The sequence below is a fragment of the Cellulomonas denverensis genome, assembly GCF_012396125.1.
GTDB classification, from domain to species: Bacteria; Actinomycetota; Actinomycetes; order Actinomycetales; family Cellulomonadaceae; genus Cellulomonas; species Cellulomonas denverensis.
This window is the reverse complement of sequence record NZ_JAAXOX010000009.1, coordinates 54,728-74,378: the sequence shown is the minus strand read 5'-3', so window position 1 is coordinate 74,378 and position 19,651 is coordinate 54,728. Positions and strand designations below refer to the sequence as shown.

At 73.8% G+C, this 19,651-nt stretch carries 17 protein-coding genes; 4 read left to right on the top strand and 13 right to left on the bottom strand.

Going from position 1 to position 19,651, the window contains the following annotated elements; all coding sequences use genetic code 11:
- Nucleotides 1–7: 7 nt before the first annotated feature.
- From murD to mraZ, 8 genes are all read right to left on the bottom strand, one after another.
- Nucleotides 8–1,429: a UDP-N-acetylmuramoyl-L-alanine--D-glutamate ligase gene (murD, locus tag HGA03_RS14345; RefSeq protein WP_210732531.1), complete on the bottom strand. Its 1,422-nt coding sequence runs from the start codon at nt 1,427–1,429 to the stop codon at nt 8–10.
- Complete coding sequence (mraY, locus tag HGA03_RS14340) at nt 1,426–2,502, bottom strand: phospho-N-acetylmuramoyl-pentapeptide-transferase (RefSeq protein ID WP_168630972.1); 1,077 nt, start codon at nt 2,500–2,502, stop codon at nt 1,426–1,428. The genes murD and mraY overlap by 4 nt, the downstream gene beginning before the upstream one ends.
- On the bottom strand, nt 2,499–3,926 hold the full coding sequence (locus HGA03_RS14335; RefSeq protein WP_168630971.1) for a UDP-N-acetylmuramoyl-tripeptide--D-alanyl-D-alanine ligase: 1,428 nt from the start codon (nt 3,924–3,926) through the stop codon (nt 2,499–2,501). Before HGA03_RS14335 ends, mraY begins: the two co-directional genes overlap by 4 nt.
- Nucleotides 3,923–5,488, bottom strand: coding sequence for a UDP-N-acetylmuramoyl-L-alanyl-D-glutamate--2,6-diaminopimelate ligase (locus HGA03_RS14330; protein WP_168630970.1), 1,566 nt, complete (start codon nt 5,486–5,488; stop codon nt 3,923–3,925). The genes HGA03_RS14335 and HGA03_RS14330 overlap by 4 nt, the downstream gene beginning before the upstream one ends.
- Nucleotides 5,489–5,541: 53 nt before the next feature.
- Nucleotides 5,542–7,374, bottom strand: coding sequence for a peptidoglycan D,D-transpeptidase FtsI family protein (locus HGA03_RS14325; protein WP_239073542.1), 1,833 nt, complete (start codon nt 7,372–7,374; stop codon nt 5,542–5,544).
- Nucleotides 7,371–7,766 carry a cell division protein FtsL gene (gene ftsL / locus HGA03_RS14320; protein ID WP_168630969.1) on the bottom strand — a complete coding sequence of 132 codons (396 nt, stop codon included), beginning with the start codon at nt 7,764–7,766 and terminating at the stop codon, nt 7,371–7,373. The genes HGA03_RS14325 and ftsL overlap by 4 nt, the downstream gene beginning before the upstream one ends.
- On the bottom strand, nt 7,763–8,761 hold the full coding sequence (gene rsmH, locus HGA03_RS14315; RefSeq protein WP_168630968.1) for a 16S rRNA (cytosine(1402)-N(4))-methyltransferase RsmH: 999 nt from the start codon (nt 8,759–8,761) through the stop codon (nt 7,763–7,765). Before rsmH ends, ftsL begins: the two co-directional genes overlap by 4 nt.
- A 185-nt stretch (nt 8,762–8,946) precedes the next feature.
- Complete coding sequence (gene mraZ / locus HGA03_RS14310) at nt 8,947–9,405, bottom strand: division/cell wall cluster transcriptional repressor MraZ (protein WP_168631023.1); 459 nt, start codon at nt 9,403–9,405, stop codon at nt 8,947–8,949.
- Nucleotides 9,406–9,805: 400 nt separating this feature from the next.
- Between mraZ and HGA03_RS14305 the strand changes: the two genes are divergently transcribed.
- The 3 genes from HGA03_RS14305 to HGA03_RS14295 are packed head-to-tail and all read left to right on the top strand — an operon-like array spanning nt 9,806 to nt 14,300.
- Entirely contained in the window at nt 9,806–10,825 is a 1,020-nt protein-coding gene (locus HGA03_RS14305; protein ID WP_168630967.1) for an AAA family ATPase, read from the top strand.
- A complete protein-coding gene (locus tag HGA03_RS14300; RefSeq protein ID WP_168630966.1) occupies nt 10,825–12,000 on the top strand; it encodes a DUF58 domain-containing protein in 1,176 nt (391 codons plus the stop codon). The genes HGA03_RS14305 and HGA03_RS14300 overlap by 1 nt, the downstream gene beginning before the upstream one ends.
- The gene (locus HGA03_RS14295) at nt 11,997–14,300 is read left to right on the top strand and encodes a transglutaminase TgpA family protein (RefSeq protein ID WP_168630965.1); all 2,304 of its coding nucleotides are present in this window, start codon (nt 11,997–11,999) and stop codon (nt 14,298–14,300) included. The genes HGA03_RS14300 and HGA03_RS14295 overlap by 4 nt, the downstream gene beginning before the upstream one ends.
- Nucleotides 14,301–14,381: 81 nt before the next feature.
- On the opposite strand, the gene HGA03_RS14290 is transcribed toward HGA03_RS14295, so the two are convergent.
- The 3 genes from HGA03_RS14290 to HGA03_RS14280 form a co-directional block, all read right to left on the bottom strand.
- Nucleotides 14,382–14,771, bottom strand: a complete 390-nt coding sequence (locus HGA03_RS14290; protein ID WP_168630964.1) for a DUF3040 domain-containing protein — start codon at nt 14,769–14,771, stop codon at nt 14,382–14,384.
- Between the two features lie 78 nt (nt 14,772–14,849).
- Nucleotides 14,850–16,301, bottom strand: a complete 1,452-nt coding sequence (locus tag HGA03_RS14285; RefSeq protein ID WP_168630963.1) for a DNA polymerase IV — start codon at nt 16,299–16,301, stop codon at nt 14,850–14,852.
- Between the two features lie 3 nt (nt 16,302–16,304).
- On the bottom strand, nt 16,305–16,760 hold the full coding sequence (locus HGA03_RS14280; protein WP_168630962.1) for an SAV_6107 family HEPN domain-containing protein: 456 nt from the start codon (nt 16,758–16,760) through the stop codon (nt 16,305–16,307).
- A gap of 153 nt (nt 16,761–16,913) precedes the next feature.
- Between HGA03_RS14280 and HGA03_RS14275 the strand changes: the two genes are divergently transcribed.
- Nucleotides 16,914–17,717 (top strand): spermidine synthase, encoded by an 804-nt coding sequence (locus HGA03_RS14275; RefSeq protein ID WP_168630961.1) that lies wholly within the window; start codon nt 16,914–16,916, stop codon nt 17,715–17,717.
- Nucleotides 17,718–17,832: 115 nt separating this feature from the next.
- Here the strand turns inward: HGA03_RS14275 and HGA03_RS14270 are convergent, their stop codons facing one another.
- Together HGA03_RS14270 and HGA03_RS14265 are read right to left on the bottom strand one after the other, a co-directional pair.
- Nucleotides 17,833–18,036: a cold-shock protein gene (locus tag HGA03_RS14270; protein ID WP_154731012.1), complete on the bottom strand. Its 204-nt coding sequence runs from the start codon at nt 18,034–18,036 to the stop codon at nt 17,833–17,835.
- A gap of 289 nt (nt 18,037–18,325) precedes the next feature.
- On the bottom strand, nt 18,326–19,627 hold the full coding sequence (locus HGA03_RS14265; protein WP_168630960.1) for an MFS transporter: 1,302 nt from the start codon (nt 19,625–19,627) through the stop codon (nt 18,326–18,328).
- Nucleotides 19,628–19,651 lie beyond the last annotated feature (24 nt).

Genomic DNA, 19,651 nt, shown 5'->3' with positions numbered 1-19,651 from the left:
GCCCTCCTCACCGCGCCGGTTCGAGGGCGCGCACCTCGGCCGCGAAGGCCTCTCCCCGCTCGGCGTAGGAGGAGAACTGATCCATGGATGCGCACGCCGGCGCGAGCAGGACGGTGACGGCGGGCGCCGCGGCGGTGGCCGCCAGACGGCGGGCCTCCTGCACGGCGCGGGTCATCACGGTCCCAGTCTCGCCGGGATCGATCCGGACCACGGGAACTTCCGGGGCGTGTCGGGCGAGAGCCTGCGACAGCGGCTCGGCGTCGACCCCGATCAGCACCGCCGCGGCCAGCCGGTCACCGCGGCTGCGGACCAGGTCGTCGAACCGGGCACCCTTGGCCAGCCCGCCAGCGATCCAGACCACGCTGCCGGCCGGGAAGGCGGCGAGCGAGGCGGCGGCGGCGTGGGCGTTGGTGGCCTTGGAGTCGTCGACCCAGCGCACCCCGTCCAGCTCCGCGACGGTGTCGATCCGGTGCGCGCCCGGGCGGTAGGCACGCAGACCGTCCCGCACCGCGACCGGCTCGACGCCGTGCGCCAGCGCCAGGGCGGCGGCGGCCAGCGCGTTCTGCACCGTGTGCGGGGCCAGGGCCGACCCACCGGGCGCCAGGTGTGCCAGGTCGGCGAAGGTCGCCAGCTCCGCGGCGTGGGTGCGGCGCTCGGTGGCGAAGCCGCGGTCCACCAGCACGTCCTCGACCAGGCCGACCTGGCCCAGCCCCGGGGTGGACAGGGTGAAGCCCACCGCGATCGCCCCGTCGGCCACGTCGGCCTCCCGGACCAGCTCCTCGGTCGCACGGTCGGCGGCGTTGTACACGCAGGCCCGCTGCACCCCGGTGAAGATCCGGCCCTTGTCCGCGGCATAGGCGGCCATCGAGCCGTGCCAGTCCAGGTGGTCGGCGGCGAGGTTGAGCACCGCGGCGGCCTCGGCGGCCATCGAGTGGGTGTGGTGCAGCTGGAAGCTGGACAGCTCCACCGCCAGCACGTCCAGCTCCGGGTCGGTGGCGGCCAGCACCACCGGGGTGCCGACGTTGCCGACCGCGGCGGTGCGCTCCCCGGACGCGGTCAGGATGCTGGCCAGCATCTCCACCGTGGTGGTCTTGCCGTTGGTGCCGGTGACCGCCAGCCAGGGCGCGGGTCCGCCGCCACCGGCGCGATCCACCCGCAGCTGCCAGGCCAGCTCCACCTCGCTCCACACCGGCAGCCCGGCCGCACGGGCGGCGACCAGCAGCGGGTGGTGCGGAGCGATCCCCGGCGAGACCACCACCAGCTCGACCTCGGACAGCCGCTCGGCGGCCGCGGCCAGGGTCAGCTCGGCGTCCTCGGCCCGGTCGTCGGCGGTCAGCACGGTGAGCCCGCGGCCGGTCAGGACATCCCGGGCCGCACGACCGGAGACGCCGAGCCCGGCGACCAGGACCCGGGTGGCGTCGAGGGTCAACCCGCCACCCACTCGGCGTAGAAGATCCCCACGCCCAGGGAGACGAACAACCCGGCGATCAGCCAGAACCTGATCACGATCGTGACCTCGCCCCAGCCGGACAGCTCGAAGTGATGATGCAGCGGTGCCATCTTGAACACCCGCTTGCCGGTCAGCTTGAAGAAGCCGATCTGGATCACGTCCGAGATCACGATGATGACGAACAGGCCACCGAGGATCGCCGCCAGGATCTCGGTCCGGGTGACGATCGACATCCCGGCCAGCGCACCACCCAGGGCGAGCGAGCCGGTGTCGCCCATGAAGATCTTGGCCGGGCTGGCGTTCCACCACAGGAAGCCCAGGCAGGCGCCGGTGATCGCCGCGGCCACCACCGCCATGTCCAGCGGGTCACGGGTGGCGTAGCACCGGGCAGCCATGTCGGCGCCGCAGCGCTGGTTGAACTGCCAGACGCACACGATCACGTACGCGCCGAAGACGATCAGCGAAGCACCGGTGGCCAGGCCGTCCAGCCCATCGGTCAGGTTCACCGCATTCGACCAGGCGGTGATCAGGAAGTTCGCCCAGATCACGAACAGGATGGCCCCCACCGCCACCCCGGCGAACGCCAGGTCCAGGTGGGTGTCGCGGATGAACGAGATCTGGGTGGACGCCGGGGTCCGGTCCAGCGAGTCCGGGAACTGCAGCGCCAGCACCGCGAAGGTGATGCCCACCAGCCCCTGGCCGACGATCTTCCACCGGGCGCTCAGGCCCAGGGACCGCTGCCGGGAGATCTTGATGAAGTCGTCCAGGAAGCCGACCACGCCCAGGCCGGTCATCAGGAACAGCACCAGCAGGGCGGAGGCGCTCGGCGTACCACCGCGCACCAGCACTGCGACCAGCCAGCCCAGCAGGGTCGCCGCGATGATCACGACGCCACCCATGGTGGGGGTGCCGCGCTTGGTCAGGTGTGCGGTCGGACCGTCCTGCCGGATGAACTGGCCGTACTGCTTGGCGACCAGGAACCGGATGAACAGCGGCGTGCCGAACAGCGACACCAGCATGGCGACGCCACCGGCGACCATCACGGAGATCATGCCGAGGCCTCCCCGTCGGTCAGCAGGTCGCCGAGCCGCCACAGCCCGGAGCCGTTGGAGGACTTCACCAGCACCACGTCGCCGGGGCGCAGCTCGGCCGCCAGCAACTCGGCCGCCTGGTCCACGTCGTCCACGAACAGCACTTCCTCGCCCCAGGACCCCTCACGGACCGCACCGGCGGCGATCGGCCGGGCACCGTCGCCGACCACCACGGTCAGCCCGATGTTCAGCCGGACCACCTGGAGCCCGATCGCCTCGTGCTCGACCCGGGAGTCCGGACCGAGCTCCATCATCTCGCCCAGCACCGCCACCGAGCGCCGCTCCCGCCCGGCCAGCACGGCCAGGGCCTTGAGCGCGGCGCGCATCGAGTCGGGGTTGGCGTTGTAGGAGTCGTCGATCACCGTGATGCCGTCCGGCCGGTCGACCACGTGCATCCGGTGCGGGCTGAGCGCGTCCGCGGCGTTCAGCGCGGTGACCACCTCGGTCAGGGACAGTCCGGCGGTCAGGGCGGTGGCGGCGGCGGCCAGCGCGTTGTGGGCGTGGTGCTCGCCGACCAGCCGCAGGTGCACTTCGGCCCGCTCGCCGTCGCGCAGCTCCAGGGTGAACTCCGGACGCCCGGCCCGGTCCACCCGCAGGTCCAGCGCACGCACGTCGGCCGCGTCGGTGGTGCCGAAGGTCAGCACCTCCCCCGGCGCCTTGGCGGCCATCGCGGCGACCCGGGAGTCGTCGGCGTTCAGCACCGCCACCCCGGTGGGCAGCAGGCCGGAGACGATCTCGGACTTGGCCCGGGCAACCGCCTCGATCCCGCCGAAGCCGCCCAGGTGCGCGTGGCCGACCACCAGCACCACCGCGATGTCGGGCGGCGCGATCCGGGTCAGGTAGTCCAGGTGCCCGATGCCGCTGGCGCCCATCTCCAGCACCAGGAACCGGGTGGACTCGTCGGCGCGCAGCACGGTGAGCGGCAGGCCGATCTCGTTGTTGAACGACTTCTCCGGCGCGATGGTCGGGCCGGCGGTGGCGCAGATCTGGGCCAGCAGGTCCTTGGTGGTGGTCTTGCCCACCGACCCGGTGATGCCGATCACGGTCAGCGGCGTGCCACCGGGCTCGGCGGCGGCCTCGCGCAGGGCGGCCAGCACCCCGCGGGCCAGCTCACCCAGGGCGACCTCGACGTCGTCGACGATCACCGCGGGCACGCCGGGCAGCTCGCGGGCGGCGAGCACCAGGTGGGCACCGCCGTCGGTCACCGCGCGGGCGGCGAAGTCGTGGCCGTCCACGTGCTCGCCGGGCAGGGCGACGAACAGCGACCCGGGCTGCACCTGGCGGGAGTCGGTGACCACCGGGCCGGTGACCATGGTGTGCGGCGCGACCTGGCTGAGCCGTCCGCCGGTGGCGTCGGCCACCTGCTGTGCGGTCCAGGCGATCACGCGGTCGGCTCCGCTCCGAAGTCGTGCTCGAGCAGCACGTCGCGGTCGTTGTACCGGTGGAAGACGCCGGCGATCTCCTGGGTCGGCTCGTGGCCCTTGCCGGTGATGATGATGGTGTCCTGCTCCTCGGCCAGATCGAGTGCGTCGTGGATCGCCTGACGGCGGCTAGTGGCCTCGTGCACGTCCACCAGGGTGGGCCGCTGCTCGCGCACCCCGGACAGGATGGCGGCGCGGATCGCGGCCGGGTCCTCCGACCGCGGGTTCTCGTCCGTGACCACCAGCACGTCGGCCAGCCGGGCGGCGATCTGGCCCATGATCGGGCGCTTGCCCTGGTCCCGGTCGCCGTCGGAGCCGAAGACGATGATCAGCCGGCCCGGGGTGATCGGGCGGACCGCCTCCAGGGCGAGCACCAGGGCGTCCGGGGTGTGCGCATAGTCGACCAGCGCCAGCGGGCGGCCGGGAGCGCGCTCGATCACGCGCTCCATCCGGCCCGGGATCTCGTGCGCGTGCGCCACCGCGTCGATCGCCACGTCCAGGTCCACCCCGGCCCGGTGCGCGATCACCACGGCCAGCGCGGCATTCGACACGTTGACCAGGCCGGGCAGCGGGCTGGCCGCGGTGTGCCGGGTGCCGTCCGGGCCGCGCAGCACGAAGGAGGAGCCGACCCCGTCCAGGCCGATGTCCGCCTCCACCACCGCCCAGTCCGCGGTCTCGCCCTCCGGCGCGCCGACGTGGGTGGCGACGGTGTCCACCGGGATGGTGGCCTCGCCGGCCAGCCGCCGGCCCCACTCGTCGTCCACCACGACCACGCCGTGGCGGGCGTGCTCGGGGGTGAACAGCTGGGCCTTGGCGCGGTAGTAGCCCTCCATGTCGCCGTGGAAGTCCAGGTGGTCGCGCTGCAGGTTGGTGAACCCGGCCACCGACAGCACCAGGCCGTTCACCCGGCCCAGCGCCAGCGCGTGCGAGGAGACCTCCATCACCGAGGCCGCGAGTCCGAGTTCCAGGCCCCGGGCCAGCATCGACTGCACCACCGGCGCCTCGACCGTGGTGCGCGGGCTCTCGATCGCCTGGTCGCCGATCCGCAGCTCCACGGTGCCCATCAGCACGGTGTCACCCAGGGCGCGGCGCAGGGCGGCGTCGACGAAGTAGGTGGTGGTGGTCTTGCCGTTGGTGCCGGTGACCCCGACCGTGGTCAGGTGCTCGCCCGGGTGCTGGTGCAGCGCGGCGGCCAGGTGACCGGCCAGCGCCCGCGGGTCGTCGGCGATCAGCACCGGCACCCCCAGGTCGGCGACCAGCGTGGCCCCGGCCCGGTCGGTGACCACGGCGACCGCACCGGCCTGCACCGCGTCCTCGGCGAACCGTGCGCCGTGCACCTTGGCACCGGGCACCGCCACGAAGACGTCGCCGGGCTCGGTGTCCGCACTCGACACCGTGACCCCGGAGGCCGGCAGGTCGGACGGGAGCGGCGCACCCTCGACCGGCAGCCCGAAGGCCTCGGCGAGGTCGGCGACCCGGGGGCGGTGGGGCTGCTCAGGGCGCAGCCGACCCTGCGGGGACGTCATGGACACGAATCTACCGCGCGCGGCCGGAGAGCCCGACTCGGCCTGAGTGGCCCTCACCACTCGGTCGGGAACAGCTGCGCCGGCGTGCCGGACGGGGCGACGCCCAGCTCGGTCAGGGCGTAGCCGGCGATCTGGCTGAACACCGGGCCGGCCACGGTGCCGCCCCACTCGGAGGTGCGCGGGTTGTGCAGCACCACCGACACGGCGATCGCCGGGTCGTCGGCCGGGGCCACGCCGATGAAGGAGGACGTGATGCCCTGGTTGCCGTTCTCGTCCCAGTTCTGGGCGGTGCCGGTCTTGCCCGCCACCCGGTAGCCGGGGATCGCGGCGGTCGAACCGGTGCCCTCGTCCACCGCGCTCTCCATCATGGTGAGCACGGTCTGCGCGGTCTCCGGGGAGACCACCTGGGTCTGCTCGGCGGGTTCGGCCGCGGTGTAGGTGCCGTCCTGGTCGGTCCAGCCCTTCACCAGGTGCGGCTGGATCCGCACCCCGTCGTTGGCGATGGTGGCGAAGACCTCGGTGGCCTGCAGCGCGGTCACCGACAGGCCCTGGCCGAACAGCACCGCGTACTTGGTGCGGCCGTCCCAGTCGTCGGCGGCCTTCAGGCTGCCCGCGGACTCGTTCGGCAGCTCGATGCCGGTCTTCTGGCCGAAGCCGAACTTGTGCAGGTAGTCGTAGCGGGTCTGCTGCGGGATGTTCTCCCCGATCATCACCGTGCCGGTGTTCGAGGACTGCGCCAGGATCCCGGTGGTGGTCAGCTGCATCCCGGCGTGCTCGTGCGAGTCCTTGAAGGTCTGCCCGTTCGAGGTCGTGTACTGGTAGGGCACCGTGTACTGGCTGTACGGGTCGACGATGCCGCTCTCGATCGCGGCGGCCATCGTGATCACCTTGGCGGTGGACCCGGGCTCGAAGACGTTGGACACCGACTTGGAACCGCCGAGCAGGCTCTGGTCCGCCCCCGGGTCGTTCGGGTCGACGGTGGCGGACTCGGCCAGCACCAGGATCTCCCCGGTCTTGACGTTGATCACCACGATCGAGCCGGAGTCCGCACCGGTGGCGGCCACCTGCTGCTCGATCGCCTGCTGGGCCCGGTACTGCAGATCGGTGCTGATCGTCAGCTGCAGGTCCTTGCCGTCCTGGGCCTCGGTGGTCTCCTCGTAGCCGCCCGGGATCAGCTGACCGCCCCGGCCGCGCTCGTACCGGGTGTAGCCGTTGGTGCCGCTCAGCTCCTCGTTCATCAGCTGCTCGATGCTCTGCGCGCCGACGCCGTCCCGGTTCACCCAGCCGAGCACGTTGCCCGCGGTGTTGCCGTTCGGGTACACCCGCTCGGCGACCTGGTCGGCGTTGATGCCGTTGATCCGCAGGTCGCGCACCACCTGCCACACCTCGGGCAGCACGCCCTTGGCCACGTACTTGAAGCCCGCGTCGCCCTGCAGGGTCGCGCCGAGCTCCGCCTCCGGCAGATCGAGGATCGGGGCGAGCAGCGCGGCGGCACCGGCGGCGCCGGAGTACGTGACGCCGTCCTGCACGGTCGACCAGGTCGCCAGCTGCTTCTGGTTCACGTAGATGTCGTAGCGGTCCACCGAGGTGGCCAGCACCTCGCCGTTGGTGTCGGTGATCTGGCCGCGGCTGGCGATCAGCACGGAGGTGGACAACCGGTTCTGCAGCGCCTCGGCGGCGATCGCGTCCCCGGCGATGCCCTGGACGTAGATCAGCCGCCCGGCGAACACGGTGAGCAGGCCGGCGACCAGCACCACCAGCACCGTCCGGCGCCGGGCCAGGTTCGCCAGCCGGGGGCCGACCCGGTCCCGGATCGGGGCGTGCGGGCGCTGGGTCATGCCGCTGCGGGGTGCGCGGTTGCCGTTCCGGCCGGACGGGGCGGTCACTGGCCGGCTCCCCGGACGGTGCCGTCCGACAGTCGCAGCCAGCCGGTGGACCCGGCGGGCTCCATGCCCAGGGCGGCGGCCCGCTCGGCGAGCTCCTTCGGCGACCGGTTGGTGTCCAGCTGCGCGGCCAGGTCCTGCTCGGTGCGGGCCAGCTCGGCGAGCTCGATGTCCAGCTTGTGCTGCTCGTAGGCGCCGGCCGCGAGCCGGGTGTTCAGCAGCAGCGCGGACAGCAGCGCGGCGATCAGCACCGCCATGCACAGCATCACGAACGGCACGTGGGCGCGCGCCTGCGCCGGCGGGCGGACCAGCCGCAGCCGCGGGGTGCTGCGCGGCTCCGGCCGGGCGGACGGCCGCGGGAGGGCCCGGGCGCGGACGGCCTGCTCGGCGCTCATGCGGTTCTCCTCGATGCTGCTCGCAGGTGACGGGGGGTGGGCCGGAGCCGTTCGGCGGCCCGGAGCCGGACCGACTGTGATCGGGGGTTGCGGGCGATCTCGGCCTCGTCGGCCTCCTCGGCACCGCGGGTCAGCAGCCGCAGGTACGGGGCGTGGTCCTCGGGGACCACCGGCAGCCCGGGCGGCGCACTGGTGGTGGCACCGGCGGCCAGCGTCCGCTTCACCAGCCGGTCCTCCAGCGAGTGGTAGGACTCCACCGCGATCCGGCCACCGACCAGCAGCGCCTCCACCGCGGCGGGCACCGCCCGGCCGAGCACGGCCAGCTCGTCGTTGACCTCGATCCGCAGCGCCTGGAACGTGCGCTTGGCCGGGTTGCCACCCTTCTGCCGGGCGGCCGCCGGGATGCTGGCCCGGATCAGGTCCACCAGTTCCCCGGAGCGCTCGATCCGGGCGGTCTGCCGGGTCTGCACGATCCGGCGGGCGATCCGGCCGGCGAACCGCTCCTCGCCGTACTCGCGCAGGATCCGCACCAGGTCGGCCTCGTCGTACTCCGCCAGGACGTCGGCGGCGGTGCGGCCCCGGGTCGGGTCCATCCGCATGTCCAGCGGGGCGTCCTGGGCGTAGGCGAATCCGCGCTCGGCCTCGTCCAGCTGCAGCGAGGACACCCCGAGGTCCATCAGCACGCCGTGCACCCCCGGCAGGCCGAGCTCGTCCAGCACGTCCGGGATCTCGTCGTAGACCGCGTGCACCGGGGTGAACCGGTCGCCGAACCGGGCCAGCCGGGCCGAGGCCAGGTCCAGCGCCTGCGGGTCCCGGTCGATGCCGATCACCCGGACGGTGCCGATCGCGTCCAGCACGCCCGCGGTGTGGCCGCCCATGCCCAGCGTCGCGTCGATCATCACCGCGCCGGGCTCGGCCAGCGCCGGCCCGAGCAGGTCCAGGCAGCGCTGCAGGAGGACGGGCGTGTGCCGCTGGGCGGCGTCGCTCGTGCTCATGCGCTCCTCTTCCTGCTCGTGCTCGGCCGCCGGTTCGGCGGCGGACTGTGGTGGTCTTCCGGCCCCTCCAGCCGTCCGACCAGATCCCCCACCGGACCTCTGGCGCCGGGGAAGGGGCGTCAGAAGAACGGGGAGAGATCTCATCGGGCGGGTGCGCGGGACGGTGGTGGACGGTGGGCGGTGGCTCAGAAGGCGCCCCCGGGGAAGACCTCCTCGGCGGTCTCGGCGTAACCGGCCTCCTGGGCGGCCAGGTAGGTCTCCCAGGCCTGCAGGTCCCAGACCTCGACCCGGGTCCCGGCGCCGATCACGGCCACGTCCCGGTCGAGTCCGGCGTAGGCCCGCAGCATCGGCGGGATCGAGACCCGGCCCTGCTTGTCCGGCACCTCGTCGGAGGCCCCGGACAGGAACACCCGGAGGTAGTCGCGGGCCTGCTTGCTGGTCACCGGGGCCTGCCGGAGCTTGTCGTGCATCCGCGCGAACTCGTCGAGCGGCAGCAGGAACAGGCAGCGGTCCTGGCCCCGGGTCATCACCAGGCCCTGGGCGAGCTGGGGACGGAATTTCGCGGGGAGGATCAACCGTCCTTTCTCGTCCAGGCGGGGCGTGTGGGTACCGAGGAAGGGGACGCCGGTGCCGAGCCCGGCCATCGCCTGCTCCAGTCCCATGACGTCACCTCCCCGATGCGTCGGCGGGCACCCGTCGGCACCCGATGGCCCCACGGTACTCCACTTCGCTCCACCAGATCGGTAGCGGACGGGTGAATCTGCCGGGCGGAACCAGTGTCTGTGCAGGTCAGAGGCGGTGGAGTGAAGTGGAGCGAAATCGTGCCCAGCGAGTCGGACGCGGTCGCGATTCCCCACGACCGAGGCGAATCGATCCCGGCACGCCGTTCGCTGACCTGGGAGGACACCCGCAGCCCGGTCCGTCGGCGCCTGTCCGGGGAGGGAAGTGGGGAATCCGGGACGCCCGCTCCGAGCCGGGCCGGGTTCACCTCCCCGGACCCGCTTCCGCGCCCGTACGCTCTCCCCCAGACGAGAGGGGTACTTCATGCCGCACCCGCACCCGGACAGCACCACCGACCTGCTCGACACGGCCGCGCGGATGCGCACCGCGGTGGAGGGGGTCGTGACCGGGCGTCCCGATCTGGTCCGGATGACCGTGGCGGTGCTGCTCGCCGGGGGGCACCTGCTGCTGGAGGACGTGCCCGGCGTCGGCAAGACCACCCTGGCCAAGGCGGTCGCCCGCAGCATCGACTGCACGGTCGGCCGGGTGCAGTTCACCCCCGACCTGCTGCCCGGCGACCTGACCGGCGTGACCATCTACCGGTCCGCGACCCAGGAGTTCGAGTTCCGTCCCGGCCCGCTGTTCTCCCACGTGGTGATCGGCGACGAGATCAACCGCGCGTCGCCCAAGACCCAGTCCGCGCTGCTGGAGTCGATGCAGGAGGCGCAGGTCACGGTGGACGGCCGCACCCACCCGCTCCCCCGGCCGTTCCTGGTGATCGCCACCCAGAACCCGGTGGAAATGGAGGGCACCTACCCGCTGCCCGAGGCCCAGCGCGACCGGTTCATGGCCCGGCTCACCCTCGGCTACCCGGCCCGCGACGACGAGCTCGCCATGCTGGACGTCCAGGAGACCGCCGACCCGCTGGCCGAGCTCGACCCGGTCACCGACGCCGCCCAGGTCGCCGGGATGATCGAGACCACCCGGGCGCTGCACGCCGCACCGGCGGTCAAGCAGTACGTGGTCGACCTGGTCGCCGCCACCCGCGAGGACCCGGCGCTGCGGCTCGGCGCCTCGCCGCGGGCGTCGATCCAGTTGCTCCGCGCCGCCAAGGGCCTGGCCGCCGTCGACGGCCGGGCGTTCGTGCTGCCCGACGACATCCAGGAGTTGGCGGTCCCGGTGCTCGCCCACCGGCTGATCCCCTCCGCGGAGGCCCGGCTGGCCGGCCGCGGGCCGGTCGACGTCGTGCGCGACCTGGTCGCCCGGGTCCCGGTCCCCGCCGGAGTGACCACCCCGCCCGGTGAGCGGCCGGGCCGGATGTCGGTCCGGTCCGCCGCGAGCTGATGCGCCTGCGTCCGACCGGCCGCGGCATCGGCATGGTGCTGCTCGGCCTGGGCGTGATGGCGGTGGCGGTGGCGGTGGGGTCCCCCGACCTGCTGGTGCTGGGCGCGATCCCGGTGCTCGCCACCGTCGTCGGCATCGTCCTGGTGCTGGTCGAGGGAGCCCGGGGCCGGCGCCGGGGCCTCGAGGTGCGCCGCACCGTCCGGCCCGACCCGGTGTTCACCGGCCGGTCTGCCGAGGTCGAGGTCCGGGTCACCGGGCGGAACGCCGGTGCGCTGCAACTGCGCGAGCAGGCGGCCACCGAGCTGTCCGGCGGGCGCCCGCTGCGGGCCCGGGTGGTCCGCAGCCGGGACCAGGTCCAGCTGACCTACCAGGTCACCGCCGGTCGCCGCGGCCGCTGGGCGATGGGTCCGCTGACCGTCACCCGCACCGACCCGTTCGGGGTCGCCCGGATCCGCGGACCGCTGGGCGACGAGCAGAGCCTGAGCGCCTGGCCCGCGGTGACCGAACTGCCGGTGCCCCGCACCCTGGTGGTCGCCGAACCCGAGCGTGCGGTCACCGGGGCGCACTCCCCCGGGTCGGACGACGCGGCGCTGCGCGAGTACCAGGTCGGCGACGACCTGCGCCGGGTGCACTGGCCCTCGTCGGCCCGGCGCGGCGCTCTGCTGGTCCGCACCGACGAGCACGCCGGGGTCCGGGCGGCCTCGGTGCTGTTGGACCCGGCACCCGAGGGCGACGAGCTGGAGTGGAGCATCGCGATGGCGGCCTCGGCGGCCCTCGCCCTGCGCGCCGCCGGCCACCCCACCACCCTGCTGACCGACGGGCCCCGCCCGGGCACCGGGGACCGGACCGCCCTGCTGGACGCCACGGTGGACCTGGTCGGACAACCGGACCGGGACGCCGCCGACCGCGCGCTGCTGGCCCAGATCCGCACCGTCGAGTCCACCGACTCCGGCGTCGGCCTGGTGGTCGCGGTACTCGGGCCGCAACGACCCGCCCTGCGCGCCGCGCTCGCCGGACTGAGCACCGCCCGGCCGTGCTGGGCGATCGTTCGCGGCACCGGCGAGCAGGCCACCGACACCACCCGCGATCTGCTGCGCGCCGGCTGGCACACCGTGCAGACCGAGTCCGGCTCCGACCCCACCGCCACCTGGCTGGCCCTGGGGAGCGTGGCATGACGACCACCACCACCCCGGCCCCGGCGGTCCGCTCCCGATTGCGGCCCGGCACCGGTCGCGCGCTGGTGTCCAGCCTGGTGCTGGTGCTGGCGATGCTCACCGCGCTCGGCGCGTTCTCCGAGTTGGTCACCACCGCCGGGAGTTGGCGGCTGCACGTGCTGCTCGCCCTGGTCGCCACCGCCGCCGTGGTCGCCGGGACCCGGGCGGTCACCACCTCCGCCTGGCTGCCGTCACTGACCGGGCTGGTGCTCGCCGGGTATGCCGTGCTGGTCGGGTACGGCGGCGGTGCGCTGCCGTTGATCCCGGACGGCGGCTCGCCGGGACGGTTGTGGGCGCTGTCCCAGGAGGGGATCCGGGCGATCCAGGACGGCGTGGTGCCCCTGGACGTCGGCCGCCCGGTGGAACTGCTGATCCTGGCGGCGGTGCTGCTGCTGTTCCTGGCCGCGGACCTGCTCGCCATCGGCTGCCGGATGCCCGCGCTGTCCGGCCTGGCGCTGGCCACCCTCTGGGTGCCCGCCGCCGCACTCGGGTTCCCGGGCAGCACCTGGGCCCTGGTCGGCACCGGCGCGCTGTACCTGCTGCTGATCCTGCTCGGCCGGGACACCCCGGTCGCCCTCGGCCGTCCGGGCCGGATCCGCCCGGCCACCACCGGCCTGGTCGCCACCGCCGCGGTGGTCGCCCTCGCCGTGGCCGGGGTGCCCGCCCTGACCGCGCTGCCCATCTGGTCCTGGTCCGGGCCGCCGGTGGAGGGCACCGGGGCGATGGGCGCCGTCCGGCTGGCCGACGACCTCGACCTGCGGGACAGCCTCGGCCGCCAATCCGAACAGGTGGTGCTGCGCTACCAGGTCAGCGCGGTCGGCCAGAGCGACGACGACGCGCCCCGCGCGACCGCCGGCCTGGCCGGACCGCTGCGCTCGTTCACCCTGCGGGACTTCGACGGGCGCTCCTGGTCCCGGGAACCCGAGGGCGACCTCACCTCCTGGGACCGCGACACCCTGCTGGCCTCCGATCCCGCCCTGATCGGCGCCACACCGGACCCCACGCGCGGCACCCTGATCCGGCTCGACCTGGTGGTGGGCGCGCTGCGGGAGGAACGACTGCCGGTCACCGTCTTCCCGCGCACCGTCGGCATCGGTGACCCGTGGGTGTACGACGCGGCCCGGGACGAGGTGGTCGGTGGGCGCACCGACATCAGCCAGACCTACGACATGGTGGTCGAGGTCCCCGACCTCACCGCCGACCTGCTGCGCTCGGCCACCGGCGACCTGCCCGAGGAGGTCCAGCCCTACCTGACCGTGCCGGAGACCGAGCACGAGGACGAGCTGCGTGACCTCGCCGAGGAGCTCACCGCCGACGCCGACACCGCCTTCGATCGGGCACTGGCGCTACAGACCTGGTTCCGGGACACCAGCCGGTTCCGCTACGACACCACCGTCGCCGAGAGCGAGAGCGACGACGCGGTGTGGGACTTCCTGCAGAGCCGCCGGGGCTACTGCGTGCAGTACGCCACCTCGATGACCATGCTCGCCCGGATGCTCGGCATCCCCGCCCGGCTCGGCGTCGGCTTCCTGCCGGGCAGCCTGGCCTCCGACGGCGACTACCAGGTCACCGGCTCCGACGCGCACGCCTGGCCCGAGCTGTACTTCCCCGGCATCGGCTGGGTGCGCTTCGAACCGACCCCTGCGGTGCAGACCGGGGCCCCGCCGAGCTGGAGCAACCCCTCCACCGCCGCCACCCCGGCCGCCACCGCCGCCCCGAGCGCCGCCCAGCCGAGTGCCGCCGCCTCCGCCTCCGCCAGCGCCGCGGCCACCGCCGGACCGGACACCGGCCAGGCACGGGACGAGCAGGAGGGCACCCCCGGGCTCGGACTCGGCCTGATCGTCGCCCTGGGGCTGATCATCGCCGCCGGAGTCGCCGCGGGACTGGTGCTCGGTCGCCGCTCCGCCCCGCCCCTCACCCCGGAGCGCGCCTGGACCCGGCTGCGGACCGGGCTGCGGCGGTACCGGGTGTCCTGGTCGGACGCCCACACCCCCCGCCAGGCGGCCGACCAGATCCGCGCCCAGGTCGACCGGGCCCGAGGCCGGCCACTCGGCTCCGATGCGGACCGGGCACTCACCGCGCTGGTCGCCGCCCTGGAGGCCGAGCGCTACACCGCCGCCCCGGTCCCGGTCGCCGAGGACGTGCTGCGCGGGTGGGTGGACGCGGTGCTCGCCGACGTCCGCGGCACCCGCTCCGGGTCCCGCCGCCGGGCGACCCGGGCCGCGGCCGGGGACGGCCCTGGCCCAGGTGACAGAACCTGAGGCGCCGCCCGCGCTCCCCGGACGCACGAACGCCGTGCCGATCAGGTCGGCACGGCGTTCGTCGGTTCGTGGGGTGTGGGGTCAGCGCCCGCCGTCGTGGCGGCGGTCCCAGCGCTCTTCCATCCGGTCCATGAAGCCCTTCTTCGCGGGCTTGCGCGGGGCGGGACGCGGTGCGGTGCTGCCATCGGGCCGGACCACACCGGCGGGGCCGGACTTGCGCGGTTTGGTGAAAGCGACGGCCACCGCGGCGAACATCACCACGAAGCCGAGGACGCCCAGCCAGACCAGCGAGGCGGCGGCGCCGACCACCAGGAGCAGCAGGCCGAGGACGGCCCCGATTCCGCCCAGGATGTAGCGCAGAACCGGCTTCCGACCACTCGAGGTGAGCGTGGTCGCGAGCCGGGGATCATCAGACGTGAGCTGCCGCTCCATCTGCTCCAGTACACGTTGTTCGTACTCGGAGAGAGGCATATCCAACCCCCGTGCTCCGCCGTCGGGACTCTCGTCGCCTCAGGATAGATGGCGTTCCTGGAAGTCGGTAGTCGAGCGTCAGGCCTCGTCCACCCGCGGACCGCCGCCGGTGCTGAGCCGGTACCGTCGCGGCAGGTCGCGGGCCAGGCGTTCCGGGGCCAGACGGGGCTCGCCGGCCGGTCCGGCACCATCGGTGCGCGGGTTTGCGCGTTCGCCACCAGCGGAGTCCGGACCGGGATCGGCGACCGGATCCGCGGAGCGTGAGCTGACGTGCCGGGCCGCCACCGCCCCGCCGCCGGCGTTGCGGCCGACCGCCCGGGTGCCCGCGCCGATCGCCGCCCGGCCGAAGCGCTCGCGCACCTGGTCCATCACCAGCTCGGCCTGGCGCTGGGCCTCGCCCTGACCGGTGAGGGCCTCCTCCAGCGTCGGTTGCTGCACCACCTGGTCGACGGCCAGCAGCCCCTCGGCCCGGACGCCGATCAGCCGGACCGGCAACCCGCCGAGGTCCACCGCGGCCAGCAACTCCCGGGCCACCAGGTACATCTCCCGGCCGACGTCGGTGGGCTGCGCGAGGGTCCGTGAGCGGTTGAGGGTGCGGAAGTCGGAGGTGCGCACCTTGATCGCGACCGTCCGGGCCATCAGGTGCTGGGCCCGCAGCCGCCCGGCGCACCGGTCCGCCAGGTCCAGCAGTTTGCTCTCCACCTGGCGCAGGTCGTGCACGTCGACGTCGAACGTCTCCTCCGCGCCGACGCTCTTCTCCTCCCGGCTGGGGCTGACCGGTCGCGGGTCGCGGCCCCAGGCGAGGTCGTACAGGTGCGCCCCGGCGGTCTTGCCCACCGCCTGCTGCACGGTCCGGACATCGGAGTCGGCGAGTTCGGCGACCGTCCGGATCCCCCAGCGCTCCAGGTTGGCGGCGGTCCGCTCGCCGACGCCCCAGAGCGCCCCGACCGGCAGTGCGCGCAGGAAGTCGACGGTCGCCGCCCGCGGGATCAGCAGCACCCCGTCCGGCTTGGCGTGACCGGAGGCCAGCTTGGCGACGAACTTGTTCGCCGCGATGCCGACCGAGCAGGTGATGCCGTGATCGGCACGGACCCGCTCGCGGATCATCGCGGCGATCCGGGTCGGCGGACCCAACCGCCGCCGGGCGCCCGCGACGTCCAGGAACGCCTCGTCCACGCTCACCTGCTCGACCAGCGAGGTGACGTCGTGCAGCACCGACATCACCGCGTGCGAGACCTCGTAGTACGCCCGGTGATCGGGCGGGACGACGATCGCCTGCGGGCACATCCGCTTCGCCACCGCCATCGGCATCGCCGAGTTCACGCCGAAGGCCCGCGCCTCGTAGGTGGCAGCGAGCACCACGGAGCGCTCGGACCCACCCACGATCACCGGACGACCACGCAGGTGCGGGCGACGCGCCAGCTCGACCGAGGCGAAGAAGGCGTCCATGTCCACGTGCAGGATCGAGGCGCCCTCCTCCTCGTGCCCCCAGTCGCGGCGCAGCCCTTCGGCGCGTGGTCCCCGGCTCACGACTCAGCCCGCGCGGCGCACGCCGGCCGCCGGGGCCTCGGTCTGCTCGGCCCAGGCCTCCAGCTCCGCCCGGACCACGTCCAGGAAGTCCTCGGCGTGGCAGAGCACCTGCTCGGCCCGCTCGTCGGAGACCGCGTCGAACCGCCCGGCATCCACCGCGGCGCGCAGGGCGGCACCGCCGGCGAAGTACGCGGTCCACCGGCCGAGCTCCGGGGTCACCTGGTCCAGCAATTCCCAGACGGTCCGGGTCTGGCGACGGCGGGACAGCGGCTGCCGCTCCGCCAGCACGGCGGCACCGGCGCGCAGGGCGGCGAGGTGGGCGTGGGCGAACTTCTCCCACGGCTCGGAGGAGAACTGGGCGGCGACCAGCTCGGCATCCGCCCGGGACAGCAGCTCCGCGGTCCGCCCGGACAGTCCGGGGGCCGCGGCCCGTGCCACGTGCAAGGTCCTGACCGACATCCCGCACCTCCCTCTCTCGTCCACCCAGTATCGAACACCTGTTCGAATCGGTCAACACGTACCGTGGAATCCGTGGCCCACCGCGATCGCCGACGAACGTCAGCTTCCCACCGGGCACCCACACGCCCGGCCGACCGCTGGCCGCGCGGTCCGGTGCCGATCGGCTCGGGCACCGCGGAGCTGGTGGTCGCCCCGGACGACCCGACCGCGGTGACCCTGATGGTGAACGGTGTGCCGAGCTCGCACCTGGACCTGGCCGACCCGCTGCGCCTGGACTTCGAGTACATGCAGCAGATGGCCGCCGTGCTGGACGCGATCCCGGCCGGCCCGGACCCGTTCCGCGCCGTGCACCTGGGGGCGGCCGGCTGCGCGATGGCCCGCTGGGTGGATGCGCGGCGACCGGGCGCCCGGCAGATCGCGATCGACCTGGACCCGGTGCTGGTCGAGCGGGTGCGGGACTGGTTCGACCTGCCGCGCTCCCCCGCCCTGCGCCTGCGCGCCGGGGACGCCCGCGACCAGCTCGCCACGCTGCCGACCGCCGGTGCGGATGCGGTGCTGCGGGACGTCTTCGCCGGGGACCGCACCCCGGAGCACGTGACCACGGTCGAGTTCACCGAGCAGGTGCACCGGGTGCTGCGCCCCGGCGGGGTCTACCTGGCCAACTGCGCGGACCGGCCGCCGCTCGGGCTGGCCAAGGACGAGGTGGCGACGGTGGCCGCCGTGTTCGAGCAGGTGGCGCTGGTGGCCGAGCCGGGGGTGCTGCGCGGTCGCCGCTACGGCAACCTGCTGCTGATCGGCACCGACGACCCGGAGCTGCTCACCGGACCCGGCCTGGCCCGGACGCTGCGGTCGCTGCCGGTGCCGGCCCGGCTGTTGCTGGGCGAGGAACTACGGGAGTTCGCCCGGCGCGGTGTCCCGCTGCGGGACGCGGCCCCGGTCCGTGCGGAGGGCGACTGACCGGGCGGCCCCGGCACGCACGCACCCGGACATGCAACGAGGGCCGCATCCCGGAGGATGCGGCCCTCGTCGAACGCTCAGTCGTCAGCGACGACCGCTCGCGTCAGGAGCGAGATCAGAGCGGGCGAACCTGCTCGGCCTGCGGGCCCTTCGGGCCCTGGGTGATCTCGAACTCGACGCGCTGGCCCTCTTCGAGGGAGCGGTAGCCCGAGGAGTCGATCGCGGAGTAGTGCACGAAGACGTCGGCGCCGCCGCCGTCCTGGGCGATGAAGCCATAGCCCTTCTCAGCGTTGAACCACTTGACAGCACCCTGTGCCATGTTCTTGTCCTTCTTGTCCATCCGGTGACGGCGCGTGACCCGTGTGGTCTCGCCCCGTGCCGCAATGCCAAAACCACGTCCTGCACCGGAGGACCAGCCAAGGCTGGCGGTGCCCGATCGGGTAACCCGTCCGGACGCCGGTCAAGCGTCAGTACGTCACTGCAACGTCGCCGATCCTCTCACGGGCGCTGACCGGGCGCTACGGCCTTACCCGCCCCGAACTGGCATTTCGGGCAACGGTTTGGTCACATCGGGGTCACAGAACGGCACAGTGGTCCCAGGACTGCGCTTACAACTCGATGCCCGGGTGCCGCCGCCGCACCACCCGCGCCCCGTGCAGCATCCCGGCCATGCCGACCACCCAGGGCACCGCCACACAGGCGAAGGCCACCCGGAACGCGTCCAGATCGCGGACCCCGCCGCCGACCCGGTCCAGCAGCAGCCCGATCACCAGCATCGTGACGAAGGCGCCGATGAAGCCGCCGGTGTTGACGAACCCGGTCGCGGTGCCGAGCCGGGACACCGGGTTGCTGGACCGCGCCACGTCGAAGGAGACCAGCGAGATCGGCCCGCCCACCGCGACCACCACCACGAACAGGGCCAGCACCGGCCAGGGCACCGGCACCGCGGGCACCAGCACCGCCAGCCAGACCGCCCCGATCGCCAGCAGCGTGCCCACCGCCAGCGGCATCCGCAGCCGCGGGCGCCGGCCGACCAGCGCGCCGATCACCGGCCCGGCCACCACGCCGGCCACCACGTTGAGGGTCAGCAGTGCGCTGGCCTCGCCGGCCGAGAGCCCTTCGCCCTCGACGAAGAACGCATACCCCCACAGCAGCACCACCACGTGGTTGCTGAACTGGCCGGAGAAGTGCATCCAGAACGCCAGCCGGGTGCCCGGTTCGGCCAGCACCGCCCGTAGCGCCCCCGGGTCGCGGGGTGCCGCCGAGGCCGCCCGCAGCCGGGCCAGGAAGCCCACCCGGTCGCCGGGCGGCGCGTCCGGGTCGATCTCCACCGCCGGGGGCTCGTCCCGGATCACCGCGAGCGCCAACGCGGTCGCCAGCACGCCGAGTGCGGCCACGGACAGGAAGGTGGTGCGCCAGCCCTGGGCGTGCAGCAGCGCGACCACCGGGATCGCGGACAGCACCTGGCCGAGCTGGCCGATCGACCCGGTGAGCTGGGTGAGCACCGGGACCTGGCGCGGGGCGAACCAGGCCGGAACCAGCCGCACCACCGACACGAAGGTCAGGGCGTCACCGGCGCCGACCAGCACCCGCCCGGCGAGCACCCAGCCCGCCGCCGGTGCCAGCGCCAGCACCGCCTGGCCGATCGCCATCACCAGCGCGCCGGTGGCGATCAGCACCCGGGGTCCGTACCGGTCCAGCAGCACCCCGACCGGGACCTGCAACGCCGCGTAGACCACCAGCTGGGCCACCGCCATCGACGCGATCAGCGCCGAGGACACCCCGAACAGCTCGCGGACCTCGATCGTGGCCACGCCGAAGGAGGACCGATTGAGGATGGCCACCACGTAGGCCGCCACCGCGACGCCCCAGACCAGCAGGGCGCGGCGGGGATGCGGGACGTGGCTCACGTGGGGTCATTCTGCCGTGTGCCG

Excerpts from the sequence above, each read along its gene's own strand:
- mraZ (WP_168631023.1), bottom strand. The coding sequence starts at position 9,405 with ATGGCCGGGCTCGGCACCGGCGTCCCCTTCCTCGGTACCCACACGCCC.
- HGA03_RS14330 (WP_168630970.1), bottom strand. The coding sequence starts at position 5,488 with ATGACGTCCCCGCAGGGTCGGCTGCGCCCTGAGCAGCCCCACCGCCCC.
- HGA03_RS14295 (WP_168630965.1), top strand. The coding sequence starts at position 11,997 with ATGACGACCACCACCACCCCGGCCCCGGCGGTCCGCTCCCGATTGCGG.
- rsmH (WP_168630968.1), bottom strand. The coding sequence starts at position 8,761 with ATGAGCACGAGCGACGCCGCCCAGCGGCACACGCCCGTCCTCCTGCAG.
- HGA03_RS14290 (WP_168630964.1), bottom strand. The coding sequence starts at position 14,771 with ATGCCTCTCTCCGAGTACGAACAACGTGTACTGGAGCAGATGGAGCGG.
- HGA03_RS14300 (WP_168630966.1), top strand. The coding sequence starts at position 10,825 with ATGCGCCTGCGTCCGACCGGCCGCGGCATCGGCATGGTGCTGCTCGGC.
- ftsL (WP_168630969.1), bottom strand. The coding sequence starts at position 7,766 with ATGAGCGCCGAGCAGGCCGTCCGCGCCCGGGCCCTCCCGCGGCCGTCC.
- mraY (WP_168630972.1), bottom strand. The coding sequence starts at position 2,502 with ATGATCTCCGTGATGGTCGCCGGTGGCGTCGCCATGCTGGTGTCGCTG.
- HGA03_RS14280 (WP_168630962.1), bottom strand. The coding sequence starts at position 16,760 with ATGTCGGTCAGGACCTTGCACGTGGCACGGGCCGCGGCCCCCGGACTG.
- HGA03_RS14270 (WP_154731012.1), bottom strand. The coding sequence starts at position 18,036 with ATGGCACAGGGTGCTGTCAAGTGGTTCAACGCTGAGAAGGGCTATGGC.
- HGA03_RS14305 (WP_168630967.1), top strand. The coding sequence starts at position 9,806 with ATGCCGCACCCGCACCCGGACAGCACCACCGACCTGCTCGACACGGCC.